The 16,946-nt window shown below is 69.8% G+C and carries 18 protein-coding genes; 6 read left to right on the top strand and 12 right to left on the bottom strand.

The features are described 5' to 3' along the window. Nucleotides 1-32: 32 nt before the first annotated feature. Complete coding sequence (locus tag ASC91_RS09715; protein ID WP_056195740.1) at nt 33-725, top strand: glutathione binding-like protein; 693 nt, start codon at nt 33-35, stop codon at nt 723-725. Between the two features lie 9 nt (nt 726-734). Here the strand turns inward: ASC91_RS09715 and ASC91_RS09710 are convergent, their stop codons facing one another. The 7 genes from ASC91_RS09710 to ASC91_RS09680 form a co-directional block, all read right to left on the bottom strand. Further along, complete coding sequence (locus ASC91_RS09710) at nt 735-1,532, bottom strand: hypothetical protein (protein WP_056195738.1); 798 nt, start codon at nt 1,530-1,532, stop codon at nt 735-737. A gap of 44 nt (nt 1,533-1,576) precedes the next feature. After that, nucleotides 1,577-2,302, bottom strand: a complete 726-nt coding sequence (gene soxA / locus ASC91_RS09705) for a sulfur oxidation c-type cytochrome SoxA (RefSeq protein WP_056195735.1) — start codon at nt 2,300-2,302, stop codon at nt 1,577-1,579. Next, complete coding sequence (locus ASC91_RS09700) at nt 2,299-2,622, bottom strand: thiosulfate oxidation carrier complex protein SoxZ (RefSeq protein WP_056195732.1); 324 nt, start codon at nt 2,620-2,622, stop codon at nt 2,299-2,301. The genes soxA and ASC91_RS09700 overlap by 4 nt, the downstream gene beginning before the upstream one ends. Next, nucleotides 2,622-3,032 carry a thiosulfate oxidation carrier protein SoxY gene (locus tag ASC91_RS09695; RefSeq protein ID WP_056195729.1) on the bottom strand — a complete coding sequence of 137 codons (411 nt, stop codon included), beginning with the start codon at nt 3,030-3,032 and terminating at the stop codon, nt 2,622-2,624. The genes ASC91_RS09700 and ASC91_RS09695 overlap by 1 nt, the downstream gene beginning before the upstream one ends. After that, on the bottom strand, nt 3,029-3,394 hold the full coding sequence (gene soxX, locus ASC91_RS09690) for a sulfur oxidation c-type cytochrome SoxX (protein ID WP_056195726.1): 366 nt from the start codon (nt 3,392-3,394) through the stop codon (nt 3,029-3,031). The genes ASC91_RS09695 and soxX overlap by 4 nt, the downstream gene beginning before the upstream one ends. After that, nucleotides 3,394-5,514, bottom strand: coding sequence for a xanthine dehydrogenase family protein molybdopterin-binding subunit (locus tag ASC91_RS09685; RefSeq protein WP_235531932.1), 2,121 nt, complete (start codon nt 5,512-5,514; stop codon nt 3,394-3,396). The genes soxX and ASC91_RS09685 overlap by 1 nt, the downstream gene beginning before the upstream one ends. Nucleotides 5,515-5,615: 101 nt before the next feature. Beyond that, nucleotides 5,616-6,110 (bottom strand): (2Fe-2S)-binding protein, encoded by a 495-nt coding sequence (locus ASC91_RS09680; RefSeq protein WP_056195721.1) that lies wholly within the window; start codon nt 6,108-6,110, stop codon nt 5,616-5,618. Between the two features lie 82 nt (nt 6,111-6,192). On the opposite strand from ASC91_RS09680, the gene ASC91_RS09675 reads away from it, so the two are divergent. The 4 genes from ASC91_RS09675 (at nt 6,193) to ASC91_RS09660 (ending at nt 10,657) form a co-directional block, all read left to right on the top strand. Next, nucleotides 6,193-6,951, top strand: a complete 759-nt coding sequence (locus tag ASC91_RS09675; RefSeq protein ID WP_200955256.1) for a type 1 glutamine amidotransferase domain-containing protein — start codon at nt 6,193-6,195, stop codon at nt 6,949-6,951. 95 nt (nt 6,952-7,046) lie between these two features. Beyond that, nucleotides 7,047-7,514 (top strand): (2Fe-2S)-binding protein, encoded by a 468-nt coding sequence (locus tag ASC91_RS09670; protein WP_056195716.1) that lies wholly within the window; start codon nt 7,047-7,049, stop codon nt 7,512-7,514. Further along, nucleotides 7,511-9,826: a xanthine dehydrogenase family protein molybdopterin-binding subunit gene (locus ASC91_RS09665; RefSeq protein WP_056195714.1), complete on the top strand. Its 2,316-nt coding sequence runs from the start codon at nt 7,511-7,513 to the stop codon at nt 9,824-9,826. The genes ASC91_RS09670 and ASC91_RS09665 overlap by 4 nt, the downstream gene beginning before the upstream one ends. 51 nt (nt 9,827-9,877) lie before the next feature. Then, nucleotides 9,878-10,657 (top strand): SDR family NAD(P)-dependent oxidoreductase, encoded by a 780-nt coding sequence (locus ASC91_RS09660; protein ID WP_056195711.1) that lies wholly within the window; start codon nt 9,878-9,880, stop codon nt 10,655-10,657. 4 nt (nt 10,658-10,661) lie between these two features. On the opposite strand, the gene ASC91_RS09655 is transcribed toward ASC91_RS09660, so the two are convergent. From ASC91_RS09655 to ASC91_RS09640, 4 genes are read right to left on the bottom strand one after another with little or no spacing between them, the layout of a single operon-like run. Next, the gene (locus ASC91_RS09655) at nt 10,662-11,489 is read right to left on the bottom strand and encodes an alpha/beta fold hydrolase (protein ID WP_056195708.1); all 828 of its coding nucleotides are present in this window, start codon (nt 11,487-11,489) and stop codon (nt 10,662-10,664) included. Between the two features lie 8 nt (nt 11,490-11,497). Next, entirely contained in the window at nt 11,498-12,184 is a 687-nt protein-coding gene (locus ASC91_RS09650) for a response regulator (RefSeq protein ID WP_056195706.1), read from the bottom strand. Then, nucleotides 12,181-13,464, bottom strand: coding sequence for a sensor histidine kinase KdpD (locus ASC91_RS09645; protein ID WP_056195703.1), 1,284 nt, complete (start codon nt 13,462-13,464; stop codon nt 12,181-12,183). The genes ASC91_RS09650 and ASC91_RS09645 overlap by 4 nt, the downstream gene beginning before the upstream one ends. A 13-nt stretch (nt 13,465-13,477) precedes the next feature. Next, nucleotides 13,478-15,538 carry an SPFH domain-containing protein gene (locus tag ASC91_RS09640; protein WP_056195699.1) on the bottom strand — a complete coding sequence of 687 codons (2,061 nt, stop codon included), beginning with the start codon at nt 15,536-15,538 and terminating at the stop codon, nt 13,478-13,480. 459 nt (nt 15,539-15,997) lie between these two features. Between ASC91_RS09640 and ASC91_RS09635 the strand changes: the two genes are divergently transcribed. After that, complete coding sequence (locus ASC91_RS09635; protein ID WP_157281403.1) at nt 15,998-16,687, top strand: hypothetical protein; 690 nt, start codon at nt 15,998-16,000, stop codon at nt 16,685-16,687. Nucleotides 16,688-16,691: 4 nt separating this feature from the next. Here ASC91_RS09635 and ASC91_RS09630 read toward each other — a convergent pair whose 3' ends face one another. Beyond that, nucleotides 16,692-16,910 (bottom strand): hypothetical protein, encoded by a 219-nt coding sequence (locus tag ASC91_RS09630; protein WP_056195694.1) that lies wholly within the window; start codon nt 16,908-16,910, stop codon nt 16,692-16,694. Between the last annotated feature and the right edge of the window lie 36 nt (nt 16,911-16,946).

Here is a 16,946-nt window from a genome sequence, read left to right as displayed (position 1 = left end):
TGCTTGCTAGGCACACCGCATGGAGGCGACGAATGATTGAAGTGTATTCATGGCCCACGCCCAACGGCCACAAGGTGCACATCATGCTGGAGGAGTGCCGCCTCGCCTACCGGGTGCATCCCGTGGACATCGGCGCCGGTGAGCAGTTCGCACCCGACTTCCTCGCCATCAGTCCCAACAACAAAATCCCCGCGATCACCGACCCCGACGGCCCCGGCGGCCAGCCCATCTCGCTGTTCGAGAGCGGTGCCATCCTGCTCTACCTGGCTGGCAAGACGGGCAAGTTCCTGCCCGCCGACGTGCGTGGCAAATACGAGGTGCTGCAGTGGCTGATGTTCCAGATGGGCGGCGTCGGGCCCATGCTGGGCCAGGCGCATCACTTCCGCATCTACGCGCCCGAGAAGATCGACTACGCCATCGATCGCTACACCAACGAGGCCAAGCGCCTGTACAGCGTCATCAACAAGCGCCTGGCCCATGCCACCTATCTCGGTGGGCCGGACTACAGCATTGCCGACATCGCCGTCTTCCCGTGGCTGCGCTCCTGGAAGAACCAGGGCGTGGAGATGGGCGACTACCCGCATCTGAAAGGCTGGTTCGACGAGATCGCCAAGCGCCCGGCCGTGCAGCGTGGCGTGGAGGTGCTGGCCGGTGCGCGCAAGCCGCTGACCGACGACAAGGCGCGCGAGGTGCTGTTCGGCAAGCGCCAGCTGGAACAGCGCTGAAGCGCGGCGTCAGACAGGCACCAGGCGCAGCTCGCGATGCGCGGGCGGCAGGCCATGACTGGCGAGGATGAGGGGCTCGTGCGCCGCCACGACGCCCGGCACAAAAGCCGCCTGCCCTTCGACGTCGGCCAGCGCGACCACCGCCGGCTGGTCGGCGAAGGCCATCACATCGGGCGCGCCCAAGCCCATTGAAGCCAAGCCCAGCGCCGGATCGGCGAAGACCTGCAGCACTGTCGCTCCGACGCCGCCCGGGCGAGGCGGCGGCAGATGCAAGGCCAGCCTGCCCTCAGCATCGCTCGCGCCTTCGTGCACACGGCCTTCGCCATCGATCAGGCACACGCGGGCCCAGGCCGCCGGCTCGCCGTCGCCCTGCCAGGTGAGCAGACCGTAGACGCTGCAGACACCCGGCGGCGGCCTGCGTGTCGGTGCGCTGAGCAAGCCCACCCGCATCATGCGCATGCCTCCCAGCACCCGGTCACTGAGGATCTGGCCCACCGGTCGGACCGGCAGCGGCCAGGGCAGGTTCAGGGGCTGGAAACGCTGCAGTTCATCGCGCACCAGCACGTCGGCACAGACGCCCTCCTGCGGTTGGCGCCAGCGCTCGGGCAGGTCCGGCCACACATGCAGGCCCGACGGCGTGACGACCGAACGACCGAGCAGCCGGCCACCGCCACGCTGCACCAGGCTGCAGCGCAGACCCGTCGTGATGAGGTCGCCACTGGCCAGGTCGATGAAAACCAGCGCTTCGCCCACCGACAGCCGCAGACGCTCCAGTGTCGGTTCGCGCCTTGTTGTCGTGACTGCCATGGCCCCATACTAGGAAGGACGCGGTGTAACAGTCACCCTGCTTGTTAGGGGCGCACACCCGGCGGCTGCATCGCCATGCCAGCCGAGCGGCGCGACAGATACACCTCCAGCGCCAGCAGTTCGGCGCTGTCCCAGTCCCACACTGTCGCGCGCACGCCGCTCAGGCAGCCACGCAGGCGGCGCTGCAGGCTGCCCAGGGACTGCCATTCGAGGCGGTAGACCGGGTAGTCGTCGACATGGGCCTGGGGAATCAGGCTGCCGCCCAGGCGCAGGCCGGCGCGCTCGTCATGGCATTGGGCGCAGGAGAGATTGAGCGCGCCAATGCGGGTTGAGTAAAAGCGCTGGCCTTGCTGCGCTGCCTTCTCCATTTCAGGGCCACGCTGAGGCACCAGCGGCATGCCGCGCGACTGCTGAGCGACGAGGGCCGCCAGCGCCAGCAGGGGCTCGGCCTCTGGTGGCCAAGCCGGCTGCTGCTGCTGGCGCACGCGGCAGCGCTGGATGCGCCCGGGCAGGTCGAGCATGCCTTGGTCCCAGGCGGGATAGCGCGTCGCAACGCCGCGCAGCTTCTCGGGCTCGCCATGGCAGCTCGTGCAGGACTTGGGGCCTTGGCTCCAAAGCTCCTTGCCAAGCGCCAGCGCGAGCTGGGCGGGATGCTGCGCGTCGTCGGCCTGCAGCGTGCGCAGGGCCGGGCTCATGGTGTCGCGGCCGGAGCGGCGCTCGTCGGCGTGGGCCGTGAGCGCGATGCAGAGCAGCAGCCAGACCGTTCTCACGTGAGGGTCAGCGGCCGCGTCTCGCGGTGCTCGAAGTCGTTGTCGCCACGCCAGACAAAGCTCAGCTCGCCGGGCTTGCCAGCACGCAGCCAGAAGGCGAGATAGGGATTGGCCGAGACAGCAGCGAACAACTCGGCGGCGAAGACCAATTCGCCGTCGAGCCGGCATTCAAAACGGCGCACGAGGTCGCGCGGCAAGCGAGCACCCTCATCGCTGCTGCGGTAGCCGGTCTCCATCGCATGGGCGACGGTCACGCGCACCTCGAAAGGCTCACCGGCCTTGATGGCAGCAGGCAGGGTGATGACAGCGCGCGTCGCCATCAGGGCTCCACGCAGGCGGCCAAGGTCACGATGACATCGACTCCGCTCTGCCAGCAGCGCCCATCGGCTGCCTTGGCGACGGCGACGATGCGCTGGCTGCGCGCCAGGCGCATGCGGGTGCTGAACTCGGGCCTGTCGCTGTTGGCGCCAAAGGCGACATGCACGACCTCGGGCTCGGGGTTGAGCGGCGTGAACAGCGCCAGGCCCACGACAGCCTCGCTGGCGGCCACACGCACCGGCACCGCATTGCCGTTCTCCACCAGCTCGGCCATCTCGATCTTCAGCACGCCGGGCTCGGGGTCGCGACCGGCCCAGGCACGGATGGCTGCACGCATGACTTCGTCGGACGCGCGAGCCTCCGGCAGCAGCGCAAGCGCCGCGGCGGCCAGCGTGAACTCGCGCCGCTTCATTTCGCGAGCGTGCCGAGATAGGCCACGATGTCGTCGAGCTGCTGCTCGGTCAGCGCCGCCCGGCCCGCCCAGGCGGGCGCCACATCGCGCAGCCCCTCCGTCGAGCGGAAGGGCGGCATGACCGTGGACGGGTTGAAGCGCCGCATGTCGGCGATGCGATCGCGCAGGCCCTGCGCATTCAAACGCGTCGCCACTGCATCCAGCGGCGGCGCTAGATTGCCCTGGTTGGCATCTCCTGAGGCCGTCAGCGCATGGCACAGCAGGCACAGGCTCTGCGTGCGGTCGGCCACCAGCGCCCGGCCACGCTCGACGTCGCCGGCATGCGCGCTGGCGGTCAGCACGAGTGCCAGCAGCGCACGCATCACGCGAGCTTGTTCTTGCTGAGCGGCAGGTCCCTGATGCGCTTGCCGGTCGCCGCGAAGATCGCATTCAGCACGGCCGGGGCCGCCACCGCGATGGTGGGCTCACCCACGCCGCCCCAGAAGCCGCCCGAGGGCATGACGATGGTCTCGACGGCCGGCATGTGCTCCATCTTCAGCACCGGGTAGGTGTCGAAGTTCTGCTGCTCGACGCGCCCATCCTTGACGGTGATCTCGCCGAACAGCGCCGCCGACAGGCCATAGACGAAGCTGCCCTCGACCTGGGCCGCGATCTGCTGCGGGTTGACCGCATGGCCGGGGTCGGTGGCGGCGACGATGCGGTGGATCTTGAGCTCACCCTTCTTGCTCACCGACACCTCGGCGCAGGCCGCCACATAGCTGCCAAAGCCCATGATCTGCGCCAGGCCCAGATATCTTCCCTTCGCTCGTGGCTTGCCCCAGCCGGCCTTCGCCGCCACGGCATTCAATACGGCCAGGTGCTTGGGCGAGTTGGCGAGCAGCTCGCGGCGCAGCTCCAGCGGATCGCGCTTGGCGGCGTGGGCCACCTCGTCGATGAAGCACTCCAGATAGACCGCGTTCTGGTTCAGGTTGACGCCGCGCCAGAACCCCGGCGGCACCGTCGGGTTGCGCATCGCGTGGTCGACGAGCAGGTTCGGCACCGCGTAGCCGAGCGCCCCTTCCGCGCCACCGGCGCTCAGCCCCTGGAAGACGACCGGGTCCTTCCCGTCCTTGATGTTCTGCGGAAAGATGCCCGCGATGATGCTCTGGCCCGAGATGCGCATGTGCAGGGCCGTCAGCTTGCCCGCCGCGTCCAGGCCTGCCATCAGCTTGCACTGCGTGACCGGGTGGTAGCGGCCGTGGGTCATGTCCTCCTCGCGGCTCCAGATCAGCTTGACCGGCGTGCCCGGCAGCTCCCTGGCAATGGCCACGGCCTGGCGCACCCAGTCATGCACGGCGCCGCGCCGGCCGAAGCCACCGCCCAGATGCAGCTTGTAGACCTCGCAGGCCGAGGGCGGCAGGCCAGACGATTCAGCAGCGGCGGCCAGCGCGGCCTCGCCGTTCTGCGTCGGCGTCCAGACCTCGCAACGCTCGGGTGTCCACCTGGCCGTCGCGTTCATGACCTCCATCGTCGCGTGGTTCTGGTGCGGGTAGCTGTAGACAGCCTCGACCTTCTTCGCGGCAGCCGCCAGCGCGGCCTTCACATCGCCCTGGCTGCTGCCCACCGCGGCCTCGGCGGCGTCCAGGCCGGCCTTCAGCGTGGCGGCCGTGTCGGCACTGCTCTGGTTGACGTTCGCGCCCTCGTCCCAGACGATGGGCAGCGCGTCCAGCGCCGTCTTGGCCCGCCACCAGGTGTCGGCCACGACGGCCACGGCCGAGTCGCCCACCTTCACCACCTTCTTCACGCCCGGCCGGCCCTCGATGGCCGCCGCGTCGAAGCTCTTGAGCTTGCCGCCGAAGACCGGGCAGTCCTTGATCGCCGCATTCAGCATGCCGGGCAGCTGCAGGTCCATGCCGTAGACCTGCGAGCCGTCGAGCTTGGGGCGGGTATCCAGCCGCTTCATCGGCTTGCCCGCCAACGTCCATTCCTTGGCCGGCTTGAGCTGGATGTCGGCCGGCGCGGCCAGCTTGGCGGCCTCGGCGGCGAGCTGGCCGTAACTCAAGCGCTTGCCGGCATGCACCACCCAACCCGCCGAGGTCGTGCACTCCACCACCGACACCTGCCATTGGTTGGCCGCCGCCTGGATCAACAGCGCCCGCGCCAGCGCCCCGCCCTTGCGCACGTACTCGTGCGACTCGCGCACGCCACGGCTGCCGCCCGTGCTCATGCTGCCCCAGGCGCGGTTGCGCGCCAGGTTCTGGCCCGGCGTCGGGTATTCGGTCTTCACCTTGGCCCAGTCGCACTCCAGCTCCTCGGCCACGAGCTGGGCCAGGCCGGTCAGCGTGCCCTGCCCCATCTCCGAGCGCGCGATGCGGATGACGACGCTCTCGTCCGGCAGGATCTGCACCCAGGCGTTCAGCTCGGGCGTGGCTTCACCCTCGGCAAGGCCTGGCACGTGGAAGCCCACCATCAGCCCGCCGGCGGCGGCGCTCGTGGTGTGCAAAAAGCTTCGACGGGAAAGAACCGCGCTCATTGGTGCACCCTTCGCGCTGCGCGCTGTCCCGCCAAGCGGGAGTTGAGCCCCTTCGGGCGGCCGTGCGGGACTCATGCCTGGCCCCCTTCGATGACGATGGGGATCTGCTTGCGCTGCACCTGGCCCGCGGCCAGGTGGATGGCGGCGCGCACACGGTTGTAGGTGCCACAGCGGCAGATGTTGGTCATGGCCGCGTCAATGTCGGCATCGGTCGGCTTGGGCTTGGCCTTCAGCAGCGCCGCGGCGGCCATCAGCATGCCGCTCTGGCAGAAGCCGCATTGCGGCACGTCCAGCGCGTCCCAGGCCTTCTGCAGCGGATGGCTTGCATTCGGCGCCAAGCCCTCGATGGTGGTGATCTTCTGCGCCGTCGTCAGCGCCGAAGCCGGCATCACGCAGCTGCGCACCGGCGCGCCGTCGATGTGCACCGTGCAGGCGCCGCACTGGGCGACGCCGCAGCCGTACTTGGTGCCCGTGAGGCTGAGCTGCTCACGCAGCACCCACAGCAGCGGCGTGTCGGCCTCCGCCTCGAACTGCACCCGCTTGCCGTTGACCGTCAACTCCGCCATGCCTCGCTCCCGTTCCGCCACCGCTGGCGGGCGCGGGGCAGCCTAGCAGCATCGGCACCTTTCTGTCTTTAGGATGCTCAACATGGCCCGCATCCTCATCCCCCTGCCCGCCCAGGACTACGACCCCTCCGAGGCAGGCATCCCTTGGAAGCTGCTGACGGCACGGGGCCACACCATCCGCTTCGCGACGCCCGACGGCCGCCCCGCCCAGGCTGATCCGCGCATGCTGGATGGCAAAGGCTTGGGACCTTGGAAATCCGTGCTCAGGGCCGATGCCACGGCCCGCGAGGCGCATGCGGCGATGGTGCAGAGCGAGGCGTTCCGGCAACCTGTTCCCTATGACGACATCGACGCCGGCAGCGTCGACGCCCTGCTGCTGCCCGGTGGCCATGCGCCGGGCATGAAGGTCTATCTCGAATCGCCTCGGCTGCAGGCGGTGGTGGCGGCGCAGTTCGCGGCCGACAAGCCGGTCGCCGCCATCTGCCACGGCGTGCTGCTGGCGGCCCGCTCGAAGCGCGCCGACGGCAAGTCCGTGCTGCACGGCCGGCGAACCACCGGCCTGACAAAGCAGCAGGAAATGACGGCCTGGCTGATGACGGCCGCCTGGCTGGGCAGCTACTACCGCACCTATCCCACACCGCTGCAGACCGAAGTGCAGTCATTGCTGGCCAGCCCGCGGGACTTCGACGCCGGCCCGCCACCCCTGCTGCGCGACACGCCCCAGCACCTCGGCCGCGGTTTCACGGTCCGCGACGGCCACTACCTCAGCGCGCGCTGGCCGGGCGACGCCCACGCCTTCGCGCAGGCGCTGGCGCAGATGCTGGACGAGCAATCGCACTGAGCCGCCAGCGCGTTTGGCCGGAAACGTGTAGCGTTCGCGGCTGCTGTAGCCGAATGCGCCGGTTCCGCGCACGTTTCCGACCCGTGGAGACTTCGATGACGACATTGCAGATCAATGGCCAATCGATGACGGTAGAGGCCAGCGACGAGACCCCGCTGCTGTGGGTGCTGCGCGACCATCTCGGCATGACGGGCACCAAGTTCGGTTGCGGCCTCGCCTTGTGCGGCGCCTGCACGGTGCACCTCGATGGCCAGCCGGTGCGCGCCTGCCAGACGCCGCTGTCCGCCGCGGCGGGCAAGCGCGTCGTGACCATCGAAGGCGTTGGCGCGACCAAGACCGGACAGGCCGTGCAGCACGCCTGGGTCAAGCTCGGCGTGCCGCAGTGCGGCTACTGCCAGGCGGGTCAAATCATGAGCGCGACAGCCCTGCTGCAGCAAAAGCCCAAGCCCACCGACGCCGACATCGACGCGGCCATGAGCGGCAACCTCTGCCGCTGCGGCACCTACACGCGCATCCGCAGCGCCATCAAGTCGGCCGCCGGCCTGGAAGGCGGTGCCGCATGAACGCATTCATTCCGCAGCGTCTGCTGCGAGGCACCGGCGTCAACCGCCGCACCCTCCTGCGTGCCTTGCCGTTGACCGGCCTTGTTCTTGGTGTCGGCCTGCCCGGCATTGCCGGCGCCGACGAGCCCAAGAAGTACGGCGGCGACGCCATGCCCCACGGCATCCAGGACAGCCCGCGCACCTTTGTGGCCATTGCGCCCGACGGCACGGTCAGCATCGTCGTCAACCGCTCCGAGATGGGCCAGGGTGTGCGCACCAGCCTGCCCAAGGTGCTGGCGGACGAGCTGGAGGCCGACTGGGCCAAGGTCAAGGTCGTGCAGGCGCCCGGCGACGAAGAGAAGTACGGCAACCAGGACACCGATGGCTCGCGCAGCATGCGCCACTGGTTCATGCCCATGCGCCGCTGCGGTGCCGCGGCCCGTCAGATGCTGGAGCAGGCCGCCGCGCTGCAATGGGGCGTGCCGGTGGCCGAGGTGCAGGCCAGCAACCACGTGGTGGCGCACAAGGCCAGCGGCCGATCCCTGGGCTATGGCGCCCTGACCGAGGCCGCCGCCAAGCTGGAGGTGCCCAAGCGCGAGGCGATCAAGCTCAAGAGCCCCGAGGCTTTCCGCTACATCGGCAAGCAGGACAGCCACCTCGTGGACGCCGAGGCCATCGTCACGGGTCGCTCGCAGTACGGCATCGACACACGGCTGCCAGGGATGCTCTACGCCGTCATCGCACGGCCACCGGTGTTTGGCGGCAAGCTCAAGTCCGTCGACAGCAGCGCGGCGCTGAAGGTGCCGGGTGTCGTCAAGGTCTTCGAGCTGGCGGGCACGCCGGCGCCAGCGGAGTTCCAACCGCTGGGCGGGGTCGTCGTCGTCGCCAAGGACACCTGGGCCGCGATGAAGGGCCGCGAGGCGCTGAAGATCGTCTGGGACGACGGCGCGCACGCCAGCTACGACTCGGTCGCCTTCCGCAAGGAGTTGGAGGCGGCGGTGGCCAAGCCGGGCGGCAAGGTCGTGCGCGACGATGGCGACGCGCCTGCCGCGCTGAGCAAGGCCGCCAAACGCGTGGCGGCCGACTACTACGCACCGCACCTGGCCCACGCCACGATGGAGCCACCGGCCGCGACGGCGCGCATCGTCGACGGGCGCTGCGAGGTCTGGGCCTGCGTGCAGTCGCCCCAGGCCGCGCGCGAGCGCGTGGCTGCGCGGCTGGGGCTGGGCGTGGACAAGGTGACGGTCAACGTGACCCTGCTGGGCGGCGGCTTCGGCCGCAAGTCCAAGCCCGACTTCGTCATCGAGGCGGCACTGGCTTCACAACAGATGCAGGGCGCGCCGGTCAAGCTGACCTGGACGCGCGAAGACGACCTGCACCACGACTATCTGCACACCGTCACCGCCCAGCATCTGGAAGCCGGGCTGGACGCCAGGGGCCGCGTCACCGCCTGGCTGCAGCGCGCGGCCGAGCCCACCATCCTGTCCATCTTCATGCCCGACCCCAAGCAGCTGGCCCCCTTCGAGCTGGGCCTGGGCCTGATCAACCTGCCCTACGCGATCCCGAACATCCGCATCGAGAACCCGGCCGCGACGGCGCACGCCCGCATCGGCTGGCTGCGCTCCGTCAACAACATCCAGCACCAGTTTGCGGCCCAGTCCTTCGTGGCCGAACTGGCCCACGCGGCCAAGCGCGACCACCGCGACTTCCTGTTCGAGCTGCTCGGCCCGGCGGCCCAGATCCCGCCGCCGCAGCTGAGTGACGGTTGGAACCACGGCGAGTCGCCCCAGCTCTACCCGGTCGACACCGGGCGGCTGCGCGGCGTCATCGAGCGCGTGACGAAGGAGGCGCACTGGGGCCGCAAACTGCCGCGCGGCCAAGGGCTGGGCCTGGCAGCCAACTACAGCTTCGTGACCTATATGGCCGTGGTCGTCGAGGTGCGCGTCAGCGCCAAGGGCGAGCTCAGCATCCCGCGCATCGATGTGGCCGTGGACTGCGGCCCAGCCATCAACCCGGACCGCATCCGCTCCCAGATCGAGGGCGCCTGCATCATGGGCCTGAGCCAGGCGCTGTACAGCGAGATCACGTTCAAGGACGGCCGCGTCGAGCAGAGCAACTACCACGACTACGAGATCGCGCGGCTCAACGTCGCGCCCAAGACCATCGCCGTGCACATCATGCCGGCCAAGAGCTACGACCAACCGCTGGGCGGCGTCGGCGAGCCGGCCATCGGCCCCATCGCACCGGCGCTGATGAACGCGATCTTCGCTGCCACGGGCAAGCGCATCCGGCAGTTGCCGTTGAAGGACCAGCTGACGGCGAAGAAGGCCTGAGGCGGCGGCGGGTCCTGGACTGACCCGCCGCAATTCCACTGGAGAAGACGCATGGCTACGGCAGGCAAGGTCGCGCTGATCACCGGCGGCGGCACGGGTGTGGGCGCCGCCACGGCGCTGATGCTGGCCGGCAGGGGTTACGACCTGCTGATCAACTACTCGCGCAGCGCGGACGAGGCCGCAGCCTGCGCCGCGGCCTGCCGTGCGGCCGGGTCCGACGTGTTCGTGAAGCAGGGCGACGTGGCGCAGGACGGCGACTGCCGCGCGCTGGCGCAGGCCGCGCTGGACCGCTGGGGCCGCATCGACGCACTGGTGAACAACGCCGGCGTGTCGGTGTTCGGCGCCGCGGCCGACTGGGACGCGCTGGACGCCGACACCTTCCAGCGCATCCTGGCCGTCAATGCGCTGGGCAGCTTCCAGATGGTGCGGGCTTGCGTCGACGCGCTGAAAGCCGCGCAGGGCTGCATCGTCAACGTATCGTCGGTGGCCGGCGCTTTGGGCGTGGGCTCGTCCATGCCCTACATCGCGTCCAAGGGCGCCATCAACGCGATGACGCTGCACCTGGCCCGGTCCCTGGCACCCGCCGTGCGCGTGAACGCCGTGTGCCCTGGCCTCATCACGTCACGCTGGTTCGTGCAGGGCGTGGGGCAACAGGGCTACGAGGCTGGCCTGAAGGCCTATGAAGCCGGCGTGCCGCTGCAGCGCGCCTGCTCCCCCGAGGACGTGGCGGAAGCCATCGTCTGGCTGGTGGACGGCGCCCGCACGGTGACCGGTGAGCTGCTGATGCTGGACAGCGGCATGCACCTGGCCAGCGTGAAGCCGCCGCGCTGAGCCCTCAGCGGTCCAGCAGCCCGGCGTCCTGCATCACGCGGGTGAAGGCCTCCGGCGCTTCCAGCGACGGCAGGTGGGCCATCCCCGGCAGCGCCACGTGGCGCGCGCCAGGGATGCGCGCGGCCATCTGCCGGCAGCGCTGCACCAGGTAAGGCAGGTCCAGGTCGCCGCACACCACGCACGTGGGCATGGCCAGTTGCTCCAGCCGCGGCCAGGCGTCGGGCGCGGGCTGCAACTCGCCGATGGCCGGCGCGTGCAGCGCGATGCGGTTCATCGCCAGGAACAGCTCGCGCGCGGCGCCGCCGACCCGGCCTTCGGGCTGGCCGGGGCCGTCCAGCCACAGGCGGGCCTGCAGGCGGTTGACCTCGTCGAGCTGGCCCGCGGCGCGGGCGGCCTGCGTGGCGTCGTTCAACTCACGGCTGGCGGCATCCAGCTCGGGCGTGGGGTCGGGGGCGCCGGTGACGGCAGGCGCCACCAGCGTCAGGCCGGCCACGCGCTCGGGCGAGGCCAGCGCGAAATCGATGGCGATGCGGCCGCCCAACGAGCAGCCCACCAGCTCCACGCGGTCCAGCCGCAGCACGTCCAGCACGGCGCGCAGGTCGCTGACCCAGGCATGCGGGCGAGCGGCGGCCACGCGCGTCTGACCAAAGCCGCGGCGGTCGATGCGCAGAGCTGAGCGCTGCCCGGCAGCCGCGGCCATGGCGCCGTCCCACAACCGGCTGTCGGTGACGCCGGCGTGCAGGAACACGAGCGGTGCGCGGCCATCGTCGTGGGGGCGGTATTCGACGGCCAGCTCGGCGCCGTCAACGGGAATCCAGTGGGTGACTTGCATGAGCGGGATCAGTTCGGTTCGGCGATGCGATAGCCCACGCCCGGCTCGGTCAGCAGCACGCAGGGCTCGGCCGGCTCGACCTCGAGCTTGGCGCGCAACTGGCCCATGTACAGGCGCAGATAGTGGGTCTGCTCGGTCGCGTCCGCGCCCCAGACGTCGGCCAGCAGGCGGCGGTGGGTGACGACCTGGCCGGCCTGGCGCACCAGGCGGGCGAGCAGCTTGAACTCGGTGGGCGTCAGGCGCACGTCGGCGCCATCGCGACGTACGCGGTGGGCGGCCAGGTCGACTTCCAGGCCGGCGCGGCGGTACATGGTGATGGCTGGCTGGGCAACGGTGCCGCGATGGCGCAGTGCCACGCGCAGCCGCGCCAGCAGCTCGCCGATGCCGAAGGGCTTGACGAGGTAGTCGTCGGCGCCAGCATCGAGCAGGCGAATCTTCTGGCCTTCGACCTGGCGGGCCGAAATGACGATCAGCGGCGTCGAGCGCTCTCGGCGCAGGGCCTGCAGCAGTTCCTCACCATCGCCGTCGGGCAGGCCCAGATCCAGCAGCACGGCATCGAGATGGCCGGCGTGAGCGAGCTGGGCCATGGCATCGGCCAGGCTAGCGGCGGTCAGCACCTCGTAGCCTTCGACGACCAGGGCCTCGCGCAAGGTCACGCGCAATTCACGGTCGTCTTCGACAAGCAGCAGTTTCACGTCGCGGCCTCCGGCAGCTCAGGCGCGTCGCGCAACGGCAGGCGCAGCTCGAAGCTGCAACCGCCATGGCCGCGCGGGCGCAGGCTCAGGGCGCCGTCGTGGGCCTCGGCAATCGCGCGGCACAAGGCCAGGCCCACGCCCGAGCCCGGTGGGCGCTGAGAAAAGGCGGCCAGGTCGCCGCGCTGGAAGGCGTCGAAGACGCGCTCGCGCCAGGCCGGGTCGATGCCGGGGCCGCGGTCGCGCACGGCAAACATCACTTCGCTGCCAAGGCGGCGCACGACCAGCTCGACGACGGCTTCGGCCGGGCTGTACTTCAATGCGTTGTCGATGAGGTTGTCCAGCAGCTGCGACATCAGGGCCGCATCACACCACAGCAGCGGCAGCTCCGGCTCGATTCGCGCCTTCACGCGCTCGCCGTCCGGGCGGCGGCGCACGCGGCGCAGGGCCGCGCCGACGATCTCCTCGGCCGACTCCCAGTCGCAGCGCAGCGCCACGCCGGGCGCGCCCAGGCGAGCGAGCTGCAGCGTGTTGTCGGTCAGTCGCACCAGGCGGGCGGTCTCGTCGACGATGCGGCTGGCCAACTCGCTGCGTTGCGCCGTCGTCAACCGATCCCCCTGGGTCTGCAGGGCAGAAGCCGAACCCATGATGGTCGCCAGCGGTGTGCGGTAGTCGTGCGAGATCGCGGCCAGCATGGCGTTGCGGGTGGACTGGGTCTCGGCCAGTTCGGCCGATTGCCGGGCCTCATCCTGCACACGGCGGCGCTGCAGGGCCAGGCCCATCTGGTCGCACAGGGCCTGGGCGTGCGCAAGCTGGTCCACGGCCAAGGCCTCGGTGCCCAGCCCGCGCAGCGTGACGGCGCCCAGGGCCGTATCGCGGCCGCGCAGCGGCAGATAGAGGTCAGGCTCCTCGGCGTGATGGTCGGTGCCGGGGCCCAGCGCCCGGCCGCCATCGGCGCACAGCTGCAGGCCGGCCAGCGCATTCGCATCCGGCTCGCCGACGACGATGTCCTGCGCGCCGGGCGACGGCCGCAGCAGTGCCGCCGTGGCCAGGCCGGTGTTGCCGGCCAGCGCCTGCAACAGTTCGTGGACATGGGCCTCGGGAAGGTCGGCGTCACGCATCAGGTCGCCGAACTCGCGCAGCGCGCGCTCGAGCTGAGCGGCGCGCTGGGCAGCCTGCAGGCCCTGCCAGGCCAGGCGCAGCCGCCAGCCCGCCCAGGCCAGGCCCATCAGCGAGCCGACGGCGATCCAGGGCAGGAATTGGACAACGGGACGAGGGATCATGAGGCGGCGGAGTTTAGGAGGCCTCCACCACCTCGACCTGCGGCCGCACCGGCTTGTCGAGGCGATCTTTCACCAGGCCAGCCAGCAGCACGTCCACCAGGGTGCCGCCCTGCCCCGCGCCCTGACCACCACCCACCACGACCTCGGGCACCAGCTGCACGCCGGCGCCAGCCAGGGCCTGGGCGACCTGCACGATGGCGTAGTTGCCCGATTCCATGGAGCCGATCTTCTGGCGGATGACCTCGGCCTCGGCCTCGCCGATGGCCAGCGTGCGGCCGGCCTCGGCCTGGCCGGTCACGCGCGTGACCTCGGCATCGGCTTCCGCCGTGATTTTCTTCGAGCGCGCCGCGCCATCGGCCGTCTTCACCGCCGCCTGCGCGCTGAACTCGGCGATGGCGACCTTGCGCTCGGCATCCACCACCTGGGCCTGGGTGCGGGCCAGGGCTGTGGCCTGCTCGAGCTGCTGGCGCACGCCCTGGGCTTCCATCTGCGTCGTGAAGGTGACCTTCTCCTGCTCGGCGAGCTTGCGGTCGGTCAGCGTCTTCATCAGTTCGGCCGGCGGCACGATGTCGCCGATCAGCGTCTCCACCGCACCGACGTCATAGGCCTTCAACGCCACGGCAATGGCGGCCTTGGCCTCGGCCTGGCGCTCGCTGCGCTTCTTCAGGAAGTCGATGACGTCCGAGTTCTGCGCGGCGTTGCGGAAGTAGTTGCCGATGGTGGGCTCCAGCACCTGCGTGACCAGGGCCTCCATGCTGCCGAAGCGGGCGATGACCTTGGGCGCGTCGTTGCGCGGGATGTGGATGATCTGGCTGACGTCGAGGTTGAAGGTGAAGCCGTCGGCGGAGCGCACGGTGATGGTTGACAGGTTGGCGTCCAGGCGGTGGGCCTCGGTCTTGCCGGTGGCCCAGTTCAGCACCACATTGGCCGTGGGCACGACCCGCACCTTGTGGGTGTAGGTGTTGATGGCGTACTTGCCGGGGTCGAGCACATCCACCCACACGCCCTTCTCGCCACGGCGGACCATGTTGGCATGGCGGAAGCCCTCGCCCGTCACGTCCACGCCGGGCTTGCCGACGAAGGCCACGACGACGCCCACCGAGGCAATGGGCACCTCGGTCATGTCGATGATCTCGACGGTGGCGAACATCGGGTTGATGAAGTAGCGGCCGGCCAGCAGCACCTGCTCCTGCAGGCCCTTGGTGCCACCGGCGTTGACGAAGGCATGCGGCTCCTGGAACAGGTTGTGGCCGGGCACTTCCGGTCCGGCGATCTCGCCGGTGGTCAGGGACGTGCCCTCGCGGGTCGTCACGATGCCGACCTTGTTGTCGGGCACGTCGGTGACGGGCACCTGCACGACCTTGAAGAAGCGCGGGTTGATGCGGTACTTGCCTTGCGGGATGACGGTCATCTGCGGGCCACGCTCGCCGCCGCCGGCCATGAAGGCGCGGGCGTCCTGGAAGCTGTCGCAGGCCACCGTGCGGCCGATGACGCGGCCGCCGGCCAGCGGCTTGCCGTCGCGGGCCTCGACGATGCCGATCTTGCCGGGCTCGATGACGGTCATGCGCTCCAGGTGCACGGTGAACAGCAGCGTGTTGATGCGCCAGGCGCCCGGGGGCACGACGGTCATCTGCAGGCCGCGCTCGCCAGCGGCGAGGAAGGTGCGGGCGTCCTGGAAGTGGTCGCAGTCGACATGGCGGGCCAGCACGCGGCCGTCGGGCATGGGCAGGCCATCGCAGGCCTCGACGATGCCGACGGCGTCATCGGGAATGACGGTGAACTTGACCAGCTCGATCTCGTACTGCCAGGGCCACAGGCCCAGGTGCAGGCCCGGGGCGAGCGTGTCGGCCTGCAGGCCGGCTTCACCGTAGAGGGCGACGATGCGGCCGGGCGGCAGCTCGCGGTGGCGGCCGAACAGAACGAAGTTTTTGGTCACCGTGCCGATGGAGTCGTCGGGCACGATGACGAAGCCGAACAGGCGCAGCGTGCGCTTGTAGAAGACCAGCGCCACGATGCCAAGCAGGCCGGCGGCCGTCAGCAGGGGATGGGCGAACAGGGTGAACAGGGCGTCCATGAGGAGCACGAGTGGTGAAGAGGCCTCCACTGTGTGCGGGGCGGCGTTAGCGCCGCATAAGGGCGTTTCTCTCGGTCAGTCGGCCAGGACGAGCGCTACGCAGGGCCGTCAGGCGGCCGGTGCCAACAGGGACCCAAACACGTAGCACCCAAAAAAATGCCCCGGCCAGTGGCCGGGGCAATCACTTGCACGCCTGCGAGGCTGCCAGCGGTCTGCTCAGGGAGGGAGAAGCAGACGGGCGCAACGTTAGCCCCAGCACGGCGCCCTCGCTGTAGGACGACGCCGCACCAGCGGGAAACATACGCTAACAAAGGGCACGGCTTGCAACTGGTAGGCCGTGAGAAATCTCATGGGCTGAATGCGACCGGTGTATCGGTCTGTGAGACTCCCCCCATTTGGGGGGTGTCCTTCCTAGACTGCGCCGCTCGCGCGTTCGGCGCGGAAAGAAGGATGCAGTCCATGACCCCTGCCATGCAAACGCGGCACAGTGCGTCGTCGCCCAGTTTCTCGGGCGCTGCCGCACTGGCTTTGAACAGCGACTTCGGCGCGCTCGATGGCGAGGCCCTGGGCCTTGTCGAGCGCCGCTATGGCGACCGCGGGCTGGTCATCTCACGCGAGCGCTACAGCAGCCGCAACCAGGATGGCGACATCGTCTGCACCGCGCGCGACGGCGATCAGATCGTCGGCACCCTGTCCGTGCGCTTCGACGGCAGCGGCGGCCTTCACGCCGATCTGTTGTTCAAGCAAGAGTTGGACGAATGGCGCGCCGCGGGCGACAAGCTCTGCGAGTTCGGCGGCCTGGCCGTTGACAGGCATTCCCATGACCCCAAGCGCGTGCTGGCACAGATCTTCCACCTGGGCTATCTGCACGCCCACCGTCGTGCCCGCTGCGCGCGCCTCGTCATCGAGGTCAACCCGCGCCACGTGGGCTTCTACCGGCGTTGCCTGGGCCTCGTGCCCTACACCGCGGAACGCCACAATCCGCGTGTTGACGCGCCGGCCGTGCTGATGAGCATTGCCTTCGCCGACATCCGCGAGCAGATTTCGCTGTGGGGCGGCCACCCGGACTCCCTGGCCTCGGCGCGCAGCCTCTACCCGCTGGCCTGGGACGAAGCCACCGAAGCCATGATGCTGGCCCGGCTGTCCTGAGGACTTACGACCCCGCGCTGGATTCCGGTGGCGGCTCGCCGGGCTTGAGGTCGGGGATGTCCTTCTTCCCGGCGGGCGTCGGCAGCTGCGCATCAGCCGGGTCCGATTTCTCCGTCGGATGCTGCGGAAGCGACTGGGCGGCGGCATCGCCGGGCTGAGCGGCAGGCGCCTGCGGATCCTCCGGGCGCGCCGTCTGCCCCACGTGGCGCAAAGGGTTGTTCATGGCTGTTCCTTGGCTGTGAGCAGCCTCCGGCAATCG

Origin of the sequence: Pelomonas sp. Root1237 (assembly GCF_001425055.1) — a bacterium.
Classification (GTDB): Bacteria; Pseudomonadota; Gammaproteobacteria; order Burkholderiales; family Burkholderiaceae_C; genus Pelomonas.
Note: the sequence above shows the minus strand (reverse complement) of the source record. Positions and strands in the feature narration are given on the sequence as shown.

Coding starts and splice junctions, on each gene's coding strand:
- ASC91_RS09715 (WP_056195740.1), top strand. CDS start 33: ATGATTGAAGTGTATTCATGGCCCACGCCCAACGGCCACAAGGTGCAC.
- ASC91_RS09710 (WP_056195738.1), bottom strand. CDS start 1,532: ATGGCAGTCACGACAACAAGGCGCGAACCGACACTGGAGCGTCTGCGG.
- ASC91_RS09700 (WP_056195732.1), bottom strand. CDS start 2,622: ATGGCGACGCGCGCTGTCATCACCCTGCCTGCTGCCATCAAGGCCGGT.
- ASC91_RS09695 (WP_056195729.1), bottom strand. CDS start 3,032: ATGAAGCGGCGCGAGTTCACGCTGGCCGCCGCGGCGCTTGCGCTGCTG.
- soxX (WP_056195726.1), bottom strand. CDS start 3,394: ATGCGTGCGCTGCTGGCACTCGTGCTGACCGCCAGCGCGCATGCCGGC.
- ASC91_RS09680 (WP_056195721.1), bottom strand. CDS start 6,110: ATGGCGGAGTTGACGGTCAACGGCAAGCGGGTGCAGTTCGAGGCGGAG.
- ASC91_RS09675 (WP_200955256.1), top strand. CDS start 6,193: ATGGCCCGCATCCTCATCCCCCTGCCCGCCCAGGACTACGACCCCTCC.
- ASC91_RS09670 (WP_056195716.1), top strand. CDS start 7,047: ATGACGACATTGCAGATCAATGGCCAATCGATGACGGTAGAGGCCAGC.
- ASC91_RS09665 (WP_056195714.1), top strand. CDS start 7,511: ATGAACGCATTCATTCCGCAGCGTCTGCTGCGAGGCACCGGCGTCAAC.
- ASC91_RS09660 (WP_056195711.1), top strand. CDS start 9,878: ATGGCTACGGCAGGCAAGGTCGCGCTGATCACCGGCGGCGGCACGGGT.
- ASC91_RS09655 (WP_056195708.1), bottom strand. CDS start 11,489: ATGCAAGTCACCCACTGGATTCCCGTTGACGGCGCCGAGCTGGCCGTC.
- ASC91_RS09645 (WP_056195703.1), bottom strand. CDS start 13,464: ATGATCCCTCGTCCCGTTGTCCAATTCCTGCCCTGGATCGCCGTCGGC.
- ASC91_RS09640 (WP_056195699.1), bottom strand. CDS start 15,538: ATGGACGCCCTGTTCACCCTGTTCGCCCATCCCCTGCTGACGGCCGCC.
- ASC91_RS09635 (WP_157281403.1), top strand. CDS start 15,998: ATGACCCCTGCCATGCAAACGCGGCACAGTGCGTCGTCGCCCAGTTTC.
- ASC91_RS09630 (WP_056195694.1), bottom strand. CDS start 16,910: ATGAACAACCCTTTGCGCCACGTGGGGCAGACGGCGCGCCCGGAGGAT.